Here is a 19,176-nt window from a genome sequence, read left to right as displayed (position 1 = left end):
AATTTCGATGAGCCAATAAGCCCAATAAATGTGTTAAGCCTATTTTTATGAACCAAAAACACATCGAGTAGTAAAATCTTGATTTTAATAAATCAAGTAAAGTGCGTATGTTTAGCTATTATAAAGAGCCTCATGCAGCGATTTGTTAAATATTTATGTGTTTTATGCCTGTCGTTTTACAGTGTTTCGTTGTTTGGACAGAATGGGTTAATGCGCTCCAATGAAGCCCCGAGTTTTACGGTTCGTGGTTCTGTGGTTGAAAGTGATACGAGAAAACCCATACCCAATGTAAATATTGAAGTGAATGGAGGAGCATACACAACCACCGATTTTCTGGGTGATTTTAGAATACAAGCAAGGGTTGGGGACGAACTGACCATCAAGCACAAAGATTTTGAAACGGTGGTTTATATCATAAAAAGTGATGAGCGTATTCGGGTTGAAGTGCAGCCCAATCGGGAAGAAGAACAATACTCAAAATTCAAAAAAACATCTAGATATTCAAAAACAGAAAGCTTCAATGCGTTGATTGATTCCGCGGAAGCCTATTTAAAAAAAGATGCCAAAAAAAGTATTCAGTTTATTGCTGATGCTTTGGTGGAAAGTTCGTCTACCAAAGAAAATGGAGAAGCCTATGAGGTTTTGGGTGACATATATATGTACTGGAAGCAGTATGATTTGGCCGTTTCTAACTTCCGGATAAGTCTTCAAAATAGAAATGCAAATGTGGTCAGCCTCAAATTGGCCAATGCTTACAAACTCAATAAGAACTATCAAGAAAGTCTTGAAGTTTTCAACGGTATCAATAAAAATAATTTGTCCAATTGGCAACTTACAGAATTGTATGAGGGATTGGGGGATGTACACCTTTTAACCAAAACCTACCAACAGGCCATTGATGCCTATGAAGCTGGTTTAGCCGTGGCCCAAAAACATTTAATCACACCCAAAATTACCGATTTCAATTCCAAGATTGCACAAGCCTATAAAGCTAAAGGTGAATTAGATAAAGCGGAATCCTTTTTCAATAAATCGATGAAACTGGCAAATACCGAAAGCAAAAAAAGGGCTGTTGAGGAAAAGCTAAAAGTGGCGGATTTTAAGGGAGAAATAAATGATTTTTCAGATGAAATTGAGCTGAGAAAAGAAGCGTTAAACGCTATTAATGAGATAGAAAGTGAATCTGAATTAAGCAATGAAAGTGCCTTAACGCCTCAACAACAAAACTACAAAATAGGGAATGCCTATGCCTCGCAAAACGATTTTGGCAATGCCATTTCATATCTTGAAAAAAGTATTGAGGAAGCCGATGTTAAAAAGGATTTGATTGTTCAAAAGGATGCGACTAGGAAATTGTCTGAAGTATATCGTGATGCCGGACAATTCGATAAGGCATTAATAGCCTATCAAAATTATGTTGATTTAGTGGATGAACTGGTTGTGTTGAAGGAACAAGAATTGTCGCAAGCCGCCAGATTTAGCAAGGACATAGTAAGTAAGCAGAACAGAATTTCAAGTTTGGAGGGCGAACGCGAACTTTCCGAAAGTAAATATGAGCTTTCCATAGAGCAGTCAAAACGTCAAAAACTTATTATTTACTCCTTAATTGGAGGTGTTTTATTGTTGCTAATCGCTGCTTTTTTAATGTTTAAATATATCAAGGAACAGCGTTTGGCAAACAATTTGTTGGCTTTAAAAAGTTTGCGTAGCCAAATGAATCCGCATTTTATTTTTAATGCCTTAAACTCGGTAAATAGTTTTATTGCTTCAAATGACGAACGAACGGCAAACAAATATTTAACCGATTTTTCATTATTGATGCGAGCTGTTTTGGAGAACAGCGAGGAAGATTTTATTCCGTTGGGAAAAGAAATCGAGCTATTAAAGCTGTACACCAAGTTGGAGCATTTTAGGTTTAAGGATAAATTTGACTATTCGATTGAAGTTGATGAAAACATCAATTTGCAGGATTTTGTCATTCCGCCCATGCTGTTGCAACCATATATAGAAAATGCCGTTTGGCACGGGTTGCGCTACAAAAAATCCAAAGGCCATCTAGAAATATCCATTGTGCAAATTGAACTTAATGAAATTAAAATCAAGATTTCAGATGATGGTATCGGCCGGGAAAAATCAAAAGCTTTAAAAACAGAAAATCAGCAAAAGCAAAATTCCAAAGGGATGGGCAATATTAAAAAGCGCGTATCCATTCTCAACGATATGTATAAAGATAAAGTAGATGTGTTTATTGACGATTTTCAAGATGAAGAAGACACGGGTACTCAAGTCATTGTAACGCTTAAAAAGGATTAAATGAAGCTAACTTCCATAATAGTAGAGGACGAAGAAACAAGTAGAGATATTCTAAAAAACTATCTTAAAGAATACTGTCCTAATGTTGTAGTTTTGGGTGAGGCGGCCGATGTTGAGGAAGCCTTGGTTTTAATACGGAATAACGATTTGGATTTAGTTTTTCTGGATGTGGAAATGCCCTATGGGAACGCATTTGACTTGTTGGATAAAGTTGGTGATGTTGATTTCGAAACCATTTTTGTAACGGCCTATAACCATTATGCCATAGATGCCCTTAATGCCCATGCCTCCTATTATTTGATGAAACCCATTTCAATAGATGAGCTCATCAAAGCAGTGGATTATGTAACCGAAATCAAGATTAAAGAAAAAGCGCTTCAAGACCAAGTACTAGTGCCTAAAACCAATGCCGTAAATGGCAAAATCACTATTCCCCAACTTGATGGTTTTGAAGTTTTAAACACAGCAGATATTTTATACTGCAAGGCCGATGATAATTACACAGAAATTTACCTTAATAACAACAAGAAAAAGTTGGTCAGCAAAACGCTCAAATATTTTGAGGAAGTTCTAAGCGATGTTAGTTTTGCTCGGGTACACAAATCCTATTTGGTGAATGTTAACGAAGTGGTAAAGTACATAAAAGGAAAGGGTGGAAGCGTTGTACTGAGCAATGGCAAGGAAATTATGGTTTCTGCCTCAAAAAAATCAGATTTATTATCGTATTTTAAGTGACTAAATAGTCAACCTCAATTTTAATATGTCCATAAAAGACAAACTTGCTGCCCAACGTATTTACATGCTCTTAGGAGCTTTATTTATAACGTCCTTGGTGGTTTCAAATTTGATTTTCCAGAAGTTTTTTTATTGGCATCCATTTGATGTTGAGGTTTTTGGAAGTAAGCTTTTTGTTGTTTCAGTTGGTATTTTGCCCTACCCAATTACGTTTTTAATCACAGATTTAATCAGTGAAATTTATGGTAAAAAACGGGCCAATCAAGTTGTTGTTACGGGTATTTTTGCATCCCTTTTTTCGGTTTTAATAGTTTTTGTAGCCGATATCGTTCCGGCAGTTCCAGATTCACCCATAGATGATGCCCTTTTTTCAAACGTTTTTGGCAGAACTATTTTGGCTGTTGGAGCAAGCATGACAGCTTATTTGTGCGCCCAGTTTGTAGATATTCAAATTTACCATTTCTGGAAACGGGTTACCAAGGGCAAACATCTTTGGCTACGTAATAATTTTTCTACTTGGTTGTCCCAGTTTGTTGATACTTTATCTGTTGTGCTACTTCTGTGCCTTTTTAAGGTTTTGCCGTGGAATCTTTTTACGGGACTTTTAATCAGTGGGTTTTTATTTAAGGTTTTTGTTGCCCTTTGTGATACACCTTTTATGTATTTGGGTGTATATTTATTCAAGAAACGATTTAATTTAAAGGATAACGAAGAGATTGATTTGCTTTAAAATCTTCAATCAGAAATAAATATCCGCATTGGTTAAATTTTTATTAAACTTTTTAGTTACTTCGTCTCGAAATCCTTTTATAACGTATATTTCTGCAAACACTACCCCATGAAGAAAGCTTTAAAAATTATAGGATTAACCATATTGATTATATTGGCACTGTTGGTTGCCATACCCTTTGCATTTCAAGGTCAGATAAAGGAAATGGTGAAGCGGTTTATTAACCAAAACCTAAGCGCACAGGTAGAGTTCAGCGATGTTAGTTTGAGTTTTATTCGAAGCTTTCCCAAGGCGCATGTTGGTGTTTCAGATTTGGTCATTACCAATTTTCAGCCGTTTAATGACGAAACCTTAGCTTCAGTAAAAAATATTTCATTCACCATGTCTGTTAAGGAGCTTTTTAAAAAAGCAAGTGATGGCCCTATTGTAGTAAATTCAATTACGGTTGATCAGGCCATGCTCACCTTAAAAACGGACAAGTTTGGCAATGAAAACTATGATATTGTAAAAGAAACAGGTGAAGATTCGGCCACAGAAAGTAGTGGTTTTGCTTTTGATGTTGAAGATTATGCCATCAATAAAAGTGCATTTACCTATCTTGATGAAGCGTCAAATATGACCATTTATATTACAGAGTTAAATCATTCTGGGCATGGGATATTTTCTGCTGATGCTTCAGAATTGGATACAAAAAGTGAGGCCAACGTTAGCTTTTCAATGGATAGCACCAATTATTTGTCCAACAACCCAGTGAAACTCGATGCTTTGATTGACATGGATTTAAATAACAGCAAATACACTTTTCAGGAAAACAAAGGCTTTATAAATGATTTGCCTCTTGAATTTCAAGGTTATGTGCAACTTCTTGAAAACGGTCAAGATATAGACATTACTTTTGAAAACCCAGAATCGGATTTTAAAAACTTTTTGGCAGTTATTCCAAAAACCTATTCCAAAGACATCGAGAATGTTGAAACTACGGGCGACTTTAAAGTAAAGGGCATTATAAAAGGTATGGTGACCGATGAAACCATCCCGACTTTAGACATTAGCATCACCTCAAATAATGCCTCGTTTAAATATCCGGATTTGCCGAAACGGGTTGAAAATATTACTATTGATACCAGCATCAAAAATACCTCAGGTAATGTTGATGACACTTATGTAGATATTAACGCACTGAATTTTAAGATAGATAACGATGTGTTTAAATCATCAGCTACTTTAAAAAACATTACCAAAAATATGCAGGTAAACGCCAATCTTGATGGAATTATCAATTTGGCGAACATTACAAAGGTGTATCCTGTTGAATTGGAGAATCAATTGAGTGGTATTTTAAAAGGGAAATTAAACACGGCTTTTGACATGAATGCTATTGAAACCAACGCTTACGAGCGTATTAAGAACAATGGTGCTGTTAGTGTTACCGATTTTGTGTTTTCATCAGAGGATATTGCGAACCCCATTCATATTTCACAAGCGGATATGACCTTTAATCCGGGCACGGTGACCTTGAATAATTTTAAGGCCAGAACTGGTGATAGCGATTTGAACGCTACGGGTACCATTAAAAATTTATTTGGCCTTTTGTTAAGCGATAATACCTTAAAGGGTAATTTTAATATAACATCCAATTTATTTATAGTTAGTGATTTTATGTCTGAGGATAAGGAAAAATCGGCGGACAATAAAACCATTAGCGATGCGGAATCTTTGAAAATCCCCGCTTTTTTAGAATGCATGATAACTGCCAGTGCCAATACTGTTGTTTATGACAATTTAAGTTTAAAAGATGTAACCGGGAAACTTTACATAAAGGACCAACAGGTATGGCTTGAAAACATGAAATCAAGTATTTTTGATGGTGCTTTGTCTATTTCGGGAGATGTTTCAACAAAAAATGAAGTGCCTACTTTCAACTTAAATTTAGGTGCCGACGGATTTGATATTGGTAAATCTTTTAAAGAGATGGAATTGCTTCAAAACATTGCGCCAATTGCAAAATTAATCCAAGGTAAAATAAATACAAATCTTAAGCTTTCAGGGAATTTGGACAATGAGTTTTCACCCGATTTAAAAAGTATTTCTGGAGATGCCTTGGCACAATTGTTAACTACAAAAATAAGTGCCGACCAAAGTCAAATTTTGAGTAAACTTGAAGGAGCCCTAAGTTTTGTTGATTTTGATGAATTAGATTTAAAAGATGTGAAAACCCATCTTTCATTTGCCAACGGAAAGGTAAGTGTAAAGCCATTCGATTTAAAATATAAAGACATTGGCATAACCGTTTCTGGCTCCCATGGTTTTGACAAAACGGTAGATTATAATGCTGTTTTTAACGTGCCGGCTAAATATTTGGGAAGTGAAGTCAATAGGTTAATCGGTAAAATAAACGATGCTGAGGTGAATAATATCACCATACCTGTTACTGCGAATATTACAGGAAACCTTACTTCGCCAAATGTTAAAACTGATTTGACAGGTGGTGTAAAAAACCTTACCCAACAACTTATTGAGATTGAAAAGCAAAAATTGCTTAATCAAGGTAAGGACAAAGTAAAAGACTTGATAAGCGGTGTTATTGGAACTAACAAAACAAAAACAGATTCTGTTAAACAGAAGCAGACCGATGTTGTTAAGGATGTTTTGGATGATATTGTAAAAGGCACTGCCACAAAAAAAGATGCAGATAGCACTAAAACTGGTACAACGGTAAATAATGTTAAAGCCGCACTGGGCAATTTATTTGGTACAGCAAAGAAAAAGGATACGGTGAAATAATAGTTGGATATTGTGAATTCAATATTAAAAAGCCAAGTATTCGACTTTGTATTTATCTGATAAAAGCGATTTTACTATTTCTGGATTGCCATTTGTAAAAAAATCATTTTTAGGTTTTAATATACTTGTATTTGTCAGTTGATTCTTTTCTAGAATTGCTTTTGTTTGTCTTGCAACAGCTTCGCCAGAATCAATGATTTTCACATCATTAGGTAAAAGCTCAACCAGGATTGGAATTAAATAGGGGTAGTGGGTACAACCCAAAACCAAATAGTCAATGTTGGCGTCAATCATAGGTTCTAAATAAACTTTTAGAAGTGCTTTCATTTCTTCTGAATATAGTTTGCCGTCTTCAATAAGTTCTACAATGCCATTTCCTATTTGTTCGATAACTTTAATGTCTTTTGCAAATAGATTTGATGTTTTAGAAAACAGTTCACTGCTCAAAGTGCCTTTGGTGGCCAAAATGCCAACAGTGCTTGTTTTTGTCTGTAGTGCGGCAGGTTTTATAGCGGGCTCAATTCCAATAAAAGGAACATTGTAATTGGCCCGTAAATAATCAATGGCATTGGTTGTGGCGGTATTGCAAGCTACCACAATAATCTTACAGCCTTTGTTCAATAAATATTCAGTGTTTTTTTTGCTGAGTTCTATAATGGCCTGTTTACCCTTTGGACCGTATGGAGCATTGGCGCTATCGGCTAAATAAATGGTGTTTTCATGAGGTAAAAGCGCATGGATTTCCTTCCAAATGGAAGTGCCACCAACTCCAGAATCAAAAATGCCGATCGGTTGCTCGTTCATAGTATAGCAAAAATAAAAAAGCTGCCTTTAAAAGACAGCTTAAATATATTTAAATAAAGATTAATTTATTAGATGCCTAATTTCTTTTTTACATCTTCCAAAATATCTTTTCCGTCAGCAACAATCAATGTGGCTCTATCCAAAACATATTGGTAACCTTGCTCTTTAGCTACTTCGTTGATAGCTTTCATGGCTTTATCTTGAATAGGTTTAAACAATTCGGCTTCTTTTTGAGCCAAATCTTTTTGGGCATCAGCTCTAAATTGTTGGATGCGTTGTTGTTTTTCTTGAAGTTCTAAACCTCTCTTTTGATTTTCCTCATCTGTTTTTGTAGCAGCTTCGGCCTCGTATTGTTTTACAGTATTTTGGTATTCTGTGATAGAAGCTTGAATATCTGTTTGGTAGGTTTTTCCTAAAGTTTCTATCTCTGTTTGCGCTGCTTTTGCTTCTGGCATTGCTGCAATTAAATCTTGCGTATTTATATGTGCAACTTTGCTTTGGGCTTGTGTAAAACTAACTGTTCCAATACATAGTGCAGTAGCAAATAAGAGAGTTTTTAATTGTTTCATTTTTAAATAGTATTAAGTGTGTGTTATAAATTTATTTTTGTCTAATTATTATTTCTCGCAGCATTTATACTGTCTTTCCTTCTTTGACGTTCTTCTAAAATTCTCTGTTTTCTTTCTTCCAGTTCTTTTATTCGGGCTTCTCTTTCAGCTAGTTTCTTTTGTCTGTTTTCTTCTATGAGTTCGGCCTGTGTTTTAGTTTCAGCTTCTGGTTTTGCTTCCTCTTCCGTTTTTGTTTCATCAGTTTCTTCTCCTTTAGTTTCATTGCTTTCCTCTACTTTAGCTGAAGAACTTGTTTGGCTTCTGGCATCCAATTTAGCCTGTCTGGCTTTTTCTCTTTCTTCTAAAATCTTTTGGCGTCTTTCTTCGACCTCTTTTTTCTTGGCTTCCCTTGCGGCCAAAATTTCTTGTCTACGTTTCTCAACAGCACTTTCTCTTTCAGCCCTCTTTTCTTCTAAGGCTTTTTCCCTAGCTTCCAATTCTTCATTTATTTCGGGAATCAATTCTTCCTCTTCGGCAGCTTTTTTCTCTACTTTAGATTGCGCTTGTTTACGTTTTGCGGATCTTGTAATACTTCTTAAAATCTGCTCACTCAAATCAAATTGTTTTGCTGAGAACAACATCACGGCGTCAGATGATTTATCGAAAATAAAATCGTATTTTCTTCCTTCAGCTAAATCCTGAACTGCAGCAAATATTTGATCCTGTATGGGTTGCATTAACTGTTTTTTCTGAATGAACAAATCACCATTAGGGCCAAAACGTTTTTGTTGATAGTCTAATATTTCATTTTCCTCAAAATCAATATCTTCTTGGCGTTCTTCAATAAGTTCATTGGTTAAAAGCGCTTTTTCATTACTTAAATCAATGCGTTTTTGCTCAATGGCAGCTAACTTTTCCTCAATCTCATTTTTCCATTGTTGTGCTTTTGTATTGAGCTGCTGGGTGGCGTCTTGATATTCAGGAACATTCTCTAAAATATATTCAGTGTCTATGTAAGCAATCCTTACACCACGTTGTGCATACAGAGAAGATAGGCTTAACATAAAAACTAATGTCAGTAAAAAAAGAACGTTATTTCGCATCGGTTTAATATTTTATAATTTATGGATTAAAAATTCTAAAACGACAGATGATTTTTTCTGCCTTTTTGAATCATGTCTTCAAAATTAACGAATTTTAATCTTAAAAATTTTATTCTTATGCAAATCATCGGAGAGTTAATAGAAAATATCGTGCCAAAATAATTTATTTGTTTAAAATTGTTGCCCAATTATAAAGTGAGTTTCCCAACCATGTTTGCCAGTTTCGCCCGGTAATGGGTCAAATCCGTGACCAAAATCAATACCCAATAAACCAAAGGCCGGCATGAAAATACGGATACCTAATCCTGCGGAGCGATAAACATTAAACGGATTGAAATCCCTAAAATTATTATAAGATCCACCGCCCTCTAAAAAGGCAAGAGCATAGATTTTAGCTGAAGCTTTTAGGGTAACTGGGTAACGAAGTTCCAAAGAGTATTTATTATAAATGGTACCACCATCCTGATCTGACAGCGATTGGTTAGGGTAACCACGTAACTGAATAGCTTCACGGCCGTCCAAGCTATAATTACCCAGACCATCTCCGCCAACAAAATAGCGCTCAAATGGAATAACACCGCGAGCTTGGTTATACGCACCCAAAAACCCAAATTCTACCAAAGGTCTTAAAACTAAATTTTTTGTTACTTCGGTATACCACTCGCCCTTGAAATTTATTTTATAAAATTCAAGCCATTTATAGCGTTCTTGGTCAATATCAGTAATTTCCTTGTTTGCTTTGATATAGGCTAAATCAGCAGTACTTGAAGCATTGGCTCTTCTTTGAAGCGCATCGTTATACTCTTCAGATAGTTCATCGTAATCGACACCATTAAATAAAGAATATGGTAAAGAAAATTTAACTGTAGTTGAAAATTTCGAACCTCCCGTAGGGAAAATAGGATCAACACTGGTATTGTTTCTGCTCAAACCAATGGTGTATGATAAGTTGTTTGAGTAACCGTTGCCAAAAGTAAATAAGCCTGTATTGTAGTTATTCAAATCATAACGTTGAAAGCTTATGGCTTGCGATAATGTAAAGAAATCGTCTGGAACCGATAACCGTTTTGCTAAACCAAAAGTGATACCTGTTATGTTAAAACTTCTGCTTTTATCGGCATTTCTGGTTAAATAATTGTACAAAAATTGTTTGGTATGCGATACGGATGTTGAAAACTGTACAGGGCGCTTGCCTCCAAGCCAAGGCTCGGAAAATGAAAAACTATAAGTTTGAAAAAAGCGACTAGCCTGTAAACGAAGCGCTAATCTTTGTCCATCACCCATCGGGATTGGTTTATAGGCTTCCTTTTTTAATATGTCTTTTATGGCAAAATTGTTAAACGATAGACCTAAAGTGCCAATAAAACCACCACCGCCATAACCACCTTGCAGCTCAATTTGACTGGATCCTGTTTCTTTAACAGAGTATTCCATGTCTATGGTGCCTTCAACGGGATTGGGGTTATTGAAGTTTGGTGATATTTCTTGGGCATCAAAGAAGCCTAATTGCCCCAACTCCCTTACGGTACGCACTACATTGGCTTTACTGTAAAGCTGCCCTGGGCGCGTTCGGAGCTCCCGATAAATAACATGGTCGTTAGTTTTGTCGTTTCCTACTACCGATACACTATTGAAATAAGCCGGTTTTCCTTCAGAAATTCGAATTTCCAAATCTATAATATTATTATCAGCACTTACTTCAACAGGGTTTATGCTTGAGAATAAATATCCATTGTTTTGGTATTGGTTCGTGATATCAAAGGCATCAGGTTTTGATGGGTCTGCAATTCGCTTTTCCAACAAAACCCCATTATATGTATCCCCTTTGTTGATACGTAACAAACGGTTTAAGTATTCATTGGAATATACCGTGTTGCCAATGAAATTAATATCTCCAAAAGTGTATTTTTCACCTTCATTAACATCAAGGTAAAGGGAAATGGTTTTATCACTGTTTACCACAAGACTGTCTGACAATATTCTGGCATCGCGATAACCATTTTCTTTATAGGCATCTACAACATGACCTAAATCAGCTTGGTATGTCGAATCAATAAACTTTGACCGCTTTAAGATTCTGAGTCTGTTAATTTTTTTCGTGCTTTTCATAGCTTTCCTAAGCCTTTTGTCACTTAGCACATCATTGCCATTGAATACGATATCCGATATCTTGACTTTTTCACCCTTGTCAATATTTAAAACCATATTCACTCGGGCTGTTTTGAGCGAATCATCTTTTACATCTATGATGTTGATATGAACTTTGGTGTTGTAGTAGCCTTCTTTTTTATATTTTTTTATCAGGAAATTTTTGGTTGTAGTTATCAAGTTTTCGGTAACTTTGACGCCTTTTTTAAGTTTGTTATCATTTATAATGCCTTCAACTTTGCTTTTCCTTACACCATTTATCTTAAGCTCGTTAAGCTGAGGCAGGTCTGAAAGCTGAATTTGTAAATAGGCAACATCTCCTTCTATTTTGGTAACATAAACTTCTATGTCGCTAAAAAGTTTAGAATTCCAAAGTTTCTTGATGGCATTGGCAATGTCTTCACCTGGAATGGTTATTTCCTTTCCCTTTCTAAGGCCAGAATATGTGATTATGGTTTGTTCTTCAAAAGAGGAATTTCCAGAAACCGAAATTTCCCCTAAGGTGTATTTTTTGCCTTTTTCGTAATTGACATCCTGTGCTTGAACTGCAACACATCCAGCAAAAATGATTACAGTAAGAAAGTGCTTTATATAAGTTAATGCAGGCAACTTAGCTAAGTTGTTCACTTGTTTTCCCAAATCTTCGTTCTCTTTTTTGATATTCAATAATAGCTTCATGCAAATGCTGCTTTTTAAAATCTGGCCATAAAACACTTGTAAAATATAATTCTGCATAAGCTATTTGCCATAGTAAAAAGTTACTTATTCGTTGTTCTCCACTTGTTCTAATGAGCAAATCAACATCTGGTAAATTATGCGTGTAAAGATGCTCATTAATAATCGATTCACCGATATTTTCGGGCGAAATTATATTATTTTTAACTTTAATGCTAATTTCTTTAACAGTGTTTAGCAATTCTTCTCGTGAACCATAGCTTAAAGCCAATGTTAAAGTCATTCTTGTGTTCTTGCTGGTGCTTTCCATTACCTCAAAAAGTTCGTTATGAACCGTTTTGGGCAGCGTGTTCAGTGCTCCTATAGCATTAAGTTTGATGTTGTTTTCCTGTAGTGTTCTAATTTCCTTTTTTAAAGAAGACACCAACAGTTTCATTAGTGTTTGCACTTCCAATTTTGGCCTGTTCCAGTTTTCTGTGGAAAACGCATAAAGTGTTAGGTTTTTTATACCTAGTTCTGCAGCAGCTTCAACGGTTTCTCTAACGGCTTTTGTTCCATTTTCGTGGCCAAAAGCGCGCACCATACCTTTTTGTTTTGCCCATCTGCCGTTGCCATCCATAATTATGGCAATGTGTTCGGGCAATCTGTCAGTATGTATGCTGTTTTTTAAATCCATTTTATTCTACGCAGAAGCAAGGGTTCTCGCCAAAGGTATATGTTAAGGTAATCCCTGAAAAAACGTACCAATCGTTATTGTTTATGTTTCCAAAACGGTACTGTTGCCTCCATTGGTCGTCTGGTATACTTCCGTCTATTTCATCTGAAAAAGTGTATCGAGCACTGACTTCTATACCTAAAATAATATTGCCTAAAAAATTGGTTTTAAAGCCCAAGGTTATTGGTACGCCATATGCCCAACTGGATGAATTCTCTGGGGTTTGCAAGCCATTTAAAAAATAATAATTGTCGTGGTGAGCCAAACTAATCCCTGAATAAAGATAAGGTGTCCAAAGTTTTTCGCCAGAATGCAGATTGAAATCCATAAAGGTGAATTCCATTCCAGCTGAGATTTCAGTTATTTTGGTATTAAATTCATATCCTCTTTGAATGCGGCGCAGGTCGTCAGAGTTGTTATCAATGCCTTCCAACTCTGTAAAAATAACTGAGGCTCGGTATGAATGCCTTTTGCTGCGGTTCCATTTGTAAATTCCGCCTATGGCCAGTTGATTTGGAGAAATGTAATCTGTAGCGCCCACATCGCCTATAAAATTACTTCCGCCGACAAACACACCTATTTCGTTGATTTGAGAGTGACTAAAATTTATGCTTAAAACACTAAATATTAATATGGTTAAATGCCTCATAAATATTCAAAAGTTTGCAAATATAATAAATAAGATGAGCCTAGAATAATTTGAGCCCAATAGTATTAGTGTAAAACAGATTTTCTTTTGAATTATTGTTTCTAACGTAGGGGGAAAGCGAGTTTAATTCCGCTTATCTTCACCCCAAAGAAGTTTTTTGCGCAAAGTATCCAAAAAGCTTTCGTCTAAAAGGTCAATCATTTTAATTTTAAAATCGGCCTTTTTTATTTTGATGGTTGTGCCGTTATTTAAGGTAGCAATTCTGGAATCCAAAGAAACGAGATGTTGCTCTTCACGTCCGTCAACTTTTAGCTGTATTTCAGTTGAGTCTGGTATGATTAACGGTCGTGCGCTAAGGTTGTGAGGCGCAATAGGCGTTAAAACAAAGCTGTTGGTGCTGGGTGTTATAACAGGACCACCACAGCTTAAAGAGTATCCCGTTGAACCAGTGGGCGTGGATACAATTAAGCCGTCACTCCAATAAGAAGTCAAATATTCGCCATCTAAATGCGTTTCAACCGTAATCATGGATGTGGTATTCTTTCTACTAACCGCAATTTCATTCAATGCAAAATTGAGCGATTTGATATCGCTATTTTCGGGTGAAGTTTCAACGGATAAAAGGCTGCGTTCGGAAATTTTGTATTTACCGTCAATAATATTTTGAATAGCCCTTTCAATATCATCAACTTGAATGGTGGCCAAAAAACCCAGCCTTCCAGTGTTAACTCCAATTATGGGAATATCGATATCTTTTACAAAGGTTATGGCCCTTAAAATGGTGCCATCGCCACCAACACTTACCAACAGGTCAAAAGAAGGGTCCAGCGTGTCAAAAGTTTTAAAAGATTCAAAATCTTTGATAATGGACGACTTGCTTTTTATGAGATTATAAAATTCGGTTTCTATATAAGCATCGGCATCCTTTTTTACCAGATAATTAAAAAGTGTTATTACCGAAGCCGAGGTGGTTTTGTTATAAAATCGTCCAAAAATGGCAACCTTCATGCGCTATATATTTAAATATCTCTTTAAATAGTCAGAACGTTCTTTTAGGCTTTCCAAATAGCCGTCTTCTTCGTGCCCAGAAATAATATTGTAGCTGTATCTTCTAAACGTTTGAATAATTTCGTTAAGTCCTGTATTACCTATTTTAAGTGTTACCTGCACCAAGTCTGAATTCATTTTTGAAATAAAAGCCCCTAAAATCTTTCCTCCATTTGATTCTACAATTTGGCTTATTTCACTAAACGAGTAATCATTTATACCTTTTTCCACAACCAAAATGCCTCCAGCTTCCGTAAAAAATGGTGAATGCCCAAACAGGCTAATCACATCTTTAAGTTCATAATAGCCCAAATACTCATTTATACTATTTAAAACGGGCATGACATTAGCAGAGTTTACTGCAAATTCTTCAAGAATATCAAGCCAAGGCGTGTTATCCCTAACATAAAAATCTTCCAAAGCATACAGGAATTCACTAAGTGGTTGGGCACTGTCAAAGCAATGGGCATCCGCCTCAGAAAAGCATCCTAAAAAATTACCATGGGCATCTTTTACAGGAATGTGTGAAAACGTTAACTGGTTAAATAGTAGTTGCATATCACTGACCTTGCTACTAATGCTTAACGGTTTTACGTCATTAATTATGTATTCTGAAAGTCGCATCTTGTCATTATGAATAGGACTGCAAATTAATCAAAAAAATGCTATGTATGCTTGTTCTACTTTGTATTTTTGCTGAATAAAACAGATTTATGACCAAGTTAAGCGTTAATATTAATAAGATTGCAACATTGAGAAATTCTAGGGGTGGTGATGTGCCAAATGTTGTTCAATTTGCCAAAGATATACAGCGTTTTGGGGCTGAAGGGGTCACGATACACCCTAGGCCGGATGAGCGCCATATTCGATACCAAGATGCGCGTGATTTAAAGCCAGTTGTTTATACAGAATATAATATTGAAGGCAACCCAATTAAGTCGTTTATGGATTTGGTTTTAGAGGTAAAACCCACTCAGGTTACGCTTGTTCCAGATGCTGAAGATGCCATAACAAGTAATGCTGGATGGGACGCCATAAAGCACAAATATTTTTTAGTTGATGTGATTAAGGAATTTCAAAATAATGGTATAAGAACATCAATTTTTGTAGATCCGGTTTTAAAGCAAATTGAAGGTGCCAAGGAAACTGGGACGGACAGAATTGAATTATACACCGAAGGTTTTGCATACCAATATAGTTTAGGGAATAAAGAAGGCATAAAGCCATATACAGAAAGTGCCAAATTAGCTAATCAACTAGAGCTTGGCATTAATGCCGGTCATGATTTGTCTTTAAATAATATTAAGTTTTTTAAAGAAAATATACCTGGTTTATTAGAGGTGTCCATTGGGCATGCTTTGATTGCCGAAAGTCTGTATTTGGGTGTTGAAAATGTTATTCAAATGTACCTTCATAGGCTTAAATAATAGTTGTTGGTTGTTAGTCATTTGATGGTAATCAAAATCTAAAATTGTAATTCGTAAATAAAAAATGCTTTTATATTCAAACATAATTGGAGAAGGAAAACCGTTTGTTATTCTGCATGGGTTTTTGGGCATGGGAGATAACTGGAAAACCTTGGGCGGACAGTTTAGTGAGCAAGGGTTTCAAGTCCATTTGGTTGACCAGCGAAATCATGGGAGAAGTTTTCATGATGATGATTTTAGTTACGAAATTCTAGCAGAAGATTTAAAAAGTTATTGTGAGGCATACAACCTAAAAGATATTATTCTTTTGGGGCATTCCATGGGAGGTAAAACAGCAATGTTATTCGCAACGCAATATCCTGAACTGGTCTCCAAATTGATAGTGGCCGATATTTCCCCTCGTTTTTATCCCGTTCACCATGATGTTATTTTAAACGGATTGAGTGCCATTGATTATGACCAAGTAAAAAGCCGCGGTGAAGCAGATAAAGTATTGAGCGAATATATTTCTGAAGTTGGCATACGTCAGTTTTTGCTCAAAAATTTGTATTGGGTTGAAAAAGGTAAATTGGGCCTGCGTATTAATTTGGAAGTGTTAAAAAATGAAGTATCGGAAATAGGAGAGCCTTTGCCATCGCACGCTACTTTTGATAAGGACACGTTGTTTCTTCGTGGCGACCGCTCTGAATATATTGGCGTCGGCGATGAGCGTATTATAAAAAGCCATTTTCCAAAAGCCAAAATTGTTACCATCTCAAATTCTGGGCATTGGCTGCATGCAGAAAGCCCTGAGGACTTTTTTGAAGTCGTGTTGCAGTTTGTTTCTTGATTAATTTTGTATCTTTCCTTCAAAGATAAATAATCATGAAACTCATAATAAAACTTCTATTAAACGCCTTAGCGGTATTTATCATTTCCTATTTGCTTAGAAACAACGGGGTTATGTTAGATTCATATGTAACTGCCATAATTGTGGCTATTGTATTATCTGTTTTAAATCTTTTTGTAAAGCCTATTTTGGTCATTTTAACCTTGCCAATCACTATAGTAACACTAGGGCTATTTTTACTCATTATTAATGCACTTATTATCTTGTTGGCCGACAAATTAATTGAAGGTTTTTCAGTAAGTAGCATTTGGATTGCTCTGTTGTTCAGTATACTGCTTTCGGTGCTTCAATCTATTCTGCATTCGCTTTTAAAAGAGGATAAAAAAAGAACTTAGAATCAGGCATTTAAAAACTTTGGTGGGATGTAAAAATATACTATTTTTGCAACCCAATTTTGGTTATACAAAGAATCGATTTTTAAAATGAATATTACAAGAGAAAACGTTGATGCATTAAATGCTGTAGTTAAAGTAGATATCGCGAAAGAAGATTATAGCGATAAAGTGGAAAAAATCTTATCAGATTACCGCAAAACAGCAAACATTCCAGGATTTAGAAAAGGACATGTGCCTATGGGCATGGTTAAGAAACAATACGGAAAAGCCGTTTTGGTTGATGAGGTTAATAAGCTACTGCAAGATGCCTTAAATAAATATTTAACTGAAGAAAAGTTGGATGTTTTGGGACAGCCATTACCAAAGACTCAAGATAACATTGATTGGGATGCCGATAAATTTTCTTTTGAATTTGAATTGGGCTTGGCTCCAGAATTTCAAGTAGAGCTTAAAAGTAAAAAGGCTATCACGCAATACAATATTGTGGCCGACAATAAAATGATTGACGAGCAGGTTGAACGTATTCAAAAGCAATACGGAAAATTGGTTTCTCAAGAGGTTGTTGAAAAGGAAAGCGAAATAACAGGAACATTCAAAAACGAAGAAAGAGAGATTGAAAATAAGGTAACTTTGACTTTGGATAAATTCAAGGGAAAATCTACTGAAAAACAATTTATCGGTGCTAAAGTTGGCGATATGGTTACTTTAAAAACCAAAGGACTTTATGATGATGAGCACGAATTGATGCATGCTTTAAAATTAGGTCATGATGATGTACACGGCTTGGATATTGAAGTTACTTTTGAAATTAAGGAAATCAACAAACGTGAATTGGCAGATTTGGATCAGGAATTGTTCGATAAACTTTTTCCAAAAGGAACAGTTACTTCTGTAACCGAATTAAAAGCGAAGATTAAAGAAGATGCTGAAAAACAATTTGTGCAGCAAGCCGATCAAAAACTTTTGAATGACGTTACAGAGTACTTGGTTGAAAATACCGAATTCGATTTGCCAGCTGAGTTCCTAACAAAATGGATGCAAACTGCTGGCGAAAAAGAAATGGATGCAGATCAAGCCAGAGAAGAATATGAGAAGTCTGAAAAAAGTTTGCGTTACCAATTAATTGAAGGTAAATTGATTGAAGATAATAACATCCAAATAACTATGGATGATATTAGAAATCATGCCAGACAAATGATTAAGGCCCAAATGGCCCAGTTCGGACAAATGAATCCTTCTGATAAAGAATTGGATGATATTGCAGCGCGTGTACTTTCAAACCAAGATGAGGCACGCAGAATTTCAGAACAGTTAATCAGTCAAAAATTACTATCTGTCTACAAAGAAAAAGTAAACTTAAAAGTTAAAGAGTTGAGCTACGAAAACTTTGTAAAAGAAGTTTACGGTGACAAATAGGTAATAATAAATGCTTATCTTTAGGCGCTTAAATCAACAGATTTAAGCGCCTTTTTATTCAAAATAAATCATTAATTCAAAATGCTTTTTATTCCATCTTGATGTAAGTCAGGAGTTTAAAAGATTAATTACAAAATAAATTATGGATTACGCAAAGGAATTTGAAAAATTCGCGATAAAAGATCAAGGCATTAGCAGCACATATTACAATAAAATCATCAGTAGTATGTATCCCACCAATCTAACGCCAAATATTATTGAGGAACGTCAAATGAACATCGCTGTTTTCGATGTGTTCTCTCGTTTAATGATGGATAGGATTATTTTCTTGGGAACTGGAATTAACGATCAGGTGGCCAACATTGTTCAGGCTCAACTGTTGTTTTTAGAAAGTACCGATGCTTCGAAGGATATTCAAATTTATATCAATTCACCGGGCGGAAGTGTTTATGCTGGTTTAGGTATTTACGATACTATGCAGTTTATAAAACCTGATGTAGCTACTATTTGTACAGGTATGGCTGCATCTATGGGAGCCGTATTATTATGTGCGGGTGCTAAAGGTAAACGCAGTGGATTGACGCATTCCCGAGTTATGATACATCAGCCTCTTGGCGGTGCACAAGGACAGGCTAGTGACATTGAAATTACGGCCAGGGAGATTTTAATTTTAAAGGAGGAACTGTATAAAATTATCAGTAAGCATTCCGGTCAAACTTATGATAAAGTATATGAAGACAGTGATAGAGATTACTGGATGAAAGCCGATAAAGCCAAGGAATATGGCATGATTGATGAGATACTGTTTCGTAATTAAATAAAAATACGTAATTTTATTAACTTGTTTCAGAGGGGATT

17 protein-coding genes are annotated in these 19,176 nt (G+C 35.6%); 9 read left to right on the top strand and 8 right to left on the bottom strand.

The features are described 5' to 3' along the window. The first annotated feature begins 132 nt into the window (after window positions 1–132). The 4 genes from ACB104_RS11350 to ACB104_RS11335 all read left to right on the top strand — a co-directional run bounded on the left by ACB104_RS11350 (window position 133) and on the right by ACB104_RS11335 (window position 6,562). Window positions 133–2,313, top strand: a complete 2,181-nt coding sequence (locus tag ACB104_RS11350; RefSeq protein WP_370478803.1) for a histidine kinase — start codon at window positions 133–135, stop codon at window positions 2,311–2,313. After that, on the top strand, window positions 2,314–3,048 hold the full coding sequence (locus ACB104_RS11345; RefSeq protein ID WP_370478802.1) for a LytR/AlgR family response regulator transcription factor: 735 nt from the start codon (window positions 2,314–2,316) through the stop codon (window positions 3,046–3,048). It begins immediately after the preceding gene. 25 nt (window positions 3,049–3,073) lie between these two features. Then, entirely contained in the window at window positions 3,074–3,778 is a 705-nt protein-coding gene (locus ACB104_RS11340) for a queuosine precursor transporter (RefSeq protein ID WP_370478800.1), read from the top strand. Between the two features lie 108 nt (window positions 3,779–3,886). Then, on the top strand, window positions 3,887–6,562 hold the full coding sequence (locus ACB104_RS11335; protein WP_370478799.1) for an AsmA-like C-terminal region-containing protein: 2,676 nt from the start codon (window positions 3,887–3,889) through the stop codon (window positions 6,560–6,562). A 24-nt stretch (window positions 6,563–6,586) separates the two neighbouring features. Here ACB104_RS11335 and murI read toward each other — a convergent pair whose 3' ends face one another. The 8 genes from murI to ACB104_RS11295 form a co-directional block, all read right to left on the bottom strand. Then, the gene (gene murI, locus ACB104_RS11330; protein ID WP_370478797.1) at window positions 6,587–7,366 is read right to left on the bottom strand and encodes a glutamate racemase; all 780 of its coding nucleotides are present in this window, start codon (window positions 7,364–7,366) and stop codon (window positions 6,587–6,589) included. 68 nt (window positions 7,367–7,434) lie between these two features. Beyond that, window positions 7,435–7,935, bottom strand: coding sequence for an OmpH/Skp family outer membrane protein (locus tag ACB104_RS11325; RefSeq protein ID WP_370478795.1), 501 nt, complete (start codon window positions 7,933–7,935; stop codon window positions 7,435–7,437). A 41-nt stretch (window positions 7,936–7,976) separates the two neighbouring features. Beyond that, window positions 7,977–8,978 (bottom strand): OmpH/Skp family outer membrane protein, encoded by a 1,002-nt coding sequence (locus ACB104_RS11320; protein ID WP_370478793.1) that lies wholly within the window; start codon window positions 8,976–8,978, stop codon window positions 7,977–7,979. A 210-nt stretch (window positions 8,979–9,188) separates the two neighbouring features. Further along, window positions 9,189–11,843 (bottom strand): outer membrane protein assembly factor BamA, encoded by a 2,655-nt coding sequence (gene bamA, locus ACB104_RS11315; RefSeq protein ID WP_370478791.1) that lies wholly within the window; start codon window positions 11,841–11,843, stop codon window positions 9,189–9,191. After that, entirely contained in the window at window positions 11,776–12,516 is a 741-nt protein-coding gene (uppS, locus tag ACB104_RS11310) for an undecaprenyl pyrophosphate synthase (RefSeq protein ID WP_370478790.1), read from the bottom strand. The genes bamA and uppS overlap by 68 nt, the downstream gene beginning before the upstream one ends. 1 nt (window position 12,517) lies before the next feature. After that, window positions 12,518–13,204 (bottom strand): type IX secretion system protein PorG, encoded by a 687-nt coding sequence (porG, locus tag ACB104_RS11305; RefSeq protein WP_370478788.1) that lies wholly within the window; start codon window positions 13,202–13,204, stop codon window positions 12,518–12,520. Window positions 13,205–13,327: 123 nt separating this feature from the next. Next, entirely contained in the window at window positions 13,328–14,212 is an 885-nt protein-coding gene (locus ACB104_RS11300) for an NAD kinase (RefSeq protein WP_370478786.1), read from the bottom strand. Between the two features lie 3 nt (window positions 14,213–14,215). Next, window positions 14,216–14,875: a CBS domain-containing protein gene (locus ACB104_RS11295; RefSeq protein WP_370478785.1), complete on the bottom strand. Its 660-nt coding sequence runs from the start codon at window positions 14,873–14,875 to the stop codon at window positions 14,216–14,218. 89 nt (window positions 14,876–14,964) lie between these two features. Here ACB104_RS11295 and ACB104_RS11290 point away from each other — a divergent pair, with 89 nt between their 5' ends. The 5 genes from ACB104_RS11290 (at window position 14,965) to clpP (ending at window position 19,135) form a co-directional block, all read left to right on the top strand. After that, the gene (locus tag ACB104_RS11290; protein ID WP_370478783.1) at window positions 14,965–15,678 is read left to right on the top strand and encodes a pyridoxine 5'-phosphate synthase; all 714 of its coding nucleotides are present in this window, start codon (window positions 14,965–14,967) and stop codon (window positions 15,676–15,678) included. 64 nt (window positions 15,679–15,742) lie between these two features. Then, window positions 15,743–16,507: an alpha/beta fold hydrolase gene (locus ACB104_RS11285; protein ID WP_370478781.1), complete on the top strand. Its 765-nt coding sequence runs from the start codon at window positions 15,743–15,745 to the stop codon at window positions 16,505–16,507. Window positions 16,508–16,542: 35 nt separating this feature from the next. Beyond that, complete coding sequence (locus ACB104_RS11280) at window positions 16,543–16,902, top strand: phage holin family protein (RefSeq protein ID WP_370478779.1); 360 nt, start codon at window positions 16,543–16,545, stop codon at window positions 16,900–16,902. A gap of 87 nt (window positions 16,903–16,989) precedes the next feature. Then, the gene (tig, locus tag ACB104_RS11275; RefSeq protein WP_370478778.1) at window positions 16,990–18,318 is read left to right on the top strand and encodes a trigger factor; all 1,329 of its coding nucleotides are present in this window, start codon (window positions 16,990–16,992) and stop codon (window positions 18,316–18,318) included. A 142-nt stretch (window positions 18,319–18,460) separates the two neighbouring features. Beyond that, window positions 18,461–19,135 (top strand): ATP-dependent Clp endopeptidase proteolytic subunit ClpP, encoded by a 675-nt coding sequence (clpP, locus tag ACB104_RS11270; protein WP_370478776.1) that lies wholly within the window; start codon window positions 18,461–18,463, stop codon window positions 19,133–19,135. The last annotated feature ends 41 nt before the right edge of the window (window positions 19,136–19,176 follow it).

The sequence above is a fragment of the Tamlana flava genome (assembly GCF_041287255.1).
GTDB classification, from domain to species: Bacteria; Bacteroidota; Bacteroidia; order Flavobacteriales; family Flavobacteriaceae; genus Tamlana; species Tamlana flava.
This window is presented reverse-complemented; position numbering and strand designations above follow the sequence as displayed.

Excerpts from the sequence above, each read along its gene's own strand:
- ACB104_RS11300 (WP_370478786.1), bottom strand. The coding sequence starts at position 14,212 with ATGAAGGTTGCCATTTTTGGACGATTTTATAACAAAACCACCTCGGCT.
- ACB104_RS11335 (WP_370478799.1), top strand. The coding sequence starts at position 3,887 with ATGAAGAAAGCTTTAAAAATTATAGGATTAACCATATTGATTATATTG.
- ACB104_RS11320 (WP_370478793.1), bottom strand. The coding sequence starts at position 8,978 with ATGTTAAGCCTATCTTCTCTGTATGCACAACGTGGTGTAAGGATTGCT.
- ACB104_RS11290 (WP_370478783.1), top strand. The coding sequence starts at position 14,965 with ATGACCAAGTTAAGCGTTAATATTAATAAGATTGCAACATTGAGAAAT.
- bamA (WP_370478791.1), bottom strand. The coding sequence starts at position 11,843 with ATGAAGCTATTATTGAATATCAAAAAAGAGAACGAAGATTTGGGAAAA.
- ACB104_RS11340 (WP_370478800.1), top strand. The coding sequence starts at position 3,074 with ATGTCCATAAAAGACAAACTTGCTGCCCAACGTATTTACATGCTCTTA.
- ACB104_RS11285 (WP_370478781.1), top strand. The coding sequence starts at position 15,743 with ATGCTTTTATATTCAAACATAATTGGAGAAGGAAAACCGTTTGTTATT.
- ACB104_RS11295 (WP_370478785.1), bottom strand. The coding sequence starts at position 14,875 with ATGCGACTTTCAGAATACATAATTAATGACGTAAAACCGTTAAGCATT.
- ACB104_RS11280 (WP_370478779.1), top strand. The coding sequence starts at position 16,543 with ATGAAACTCATAATAAAACTTCTATTAAACGCCTTAGCGGTATTTATC.
- uppS (WP_370478790.1), bottom strand. The coding sequence starts at position 12,516 with ATGGATTTAAAAAACAGCATACATACTGACAGATTGCCCGAACACATT.
- ACB104_RS11345 (WP_370478802.1), top strand. The coding sequence starts at position 2,314 with ATGAAGCTAACTTCCATAATAGTAGAGGACGAAGAAACAAGTAGAGAT.
- ACB104_RS11325 (WP_370478795.1), bottom strand. The coding sequence starts at position 7,935 with ATGAAACAATTAAAAACTCTCTTATTTGCTACTGCACTATGTATTGGA.
- tig (WP_370478778.1), top strand. The coding sequence starts at position 16,990 with ATGAATATTACAAGAGAAAACGTTGATGCATTAAATGCTGTAGTTAAA.
- clpP (WP_370478776.1), top strand. The coding sequence starts at position 18,461 with ATGGATTACGCAAAGGAATTTGAAAAATTCGCGATAAAAGATCAAGGC.
- porG (WP_370478788.1), bottom strand. The coding sequence starts at position 13,204 with ATGAGGCATTTAACCATATTAATATTTAGTGTTTTAAGCATAAATTTT.
- ACB104_RS11350 (WP_370478803.1), top strand. The coding sequence starts at position 133 with ATGCAGCGATTTGTTAAATATTTATGTGTTTTATGCCTGTCGTTTTAC.
- murI (WP_370478797.1), bottom strand. The coding sequence starts at position 7,366 with ATGAACGAGCAACCGATCGGCATTTTTGATTCTGGAGTTGGTGGCACT.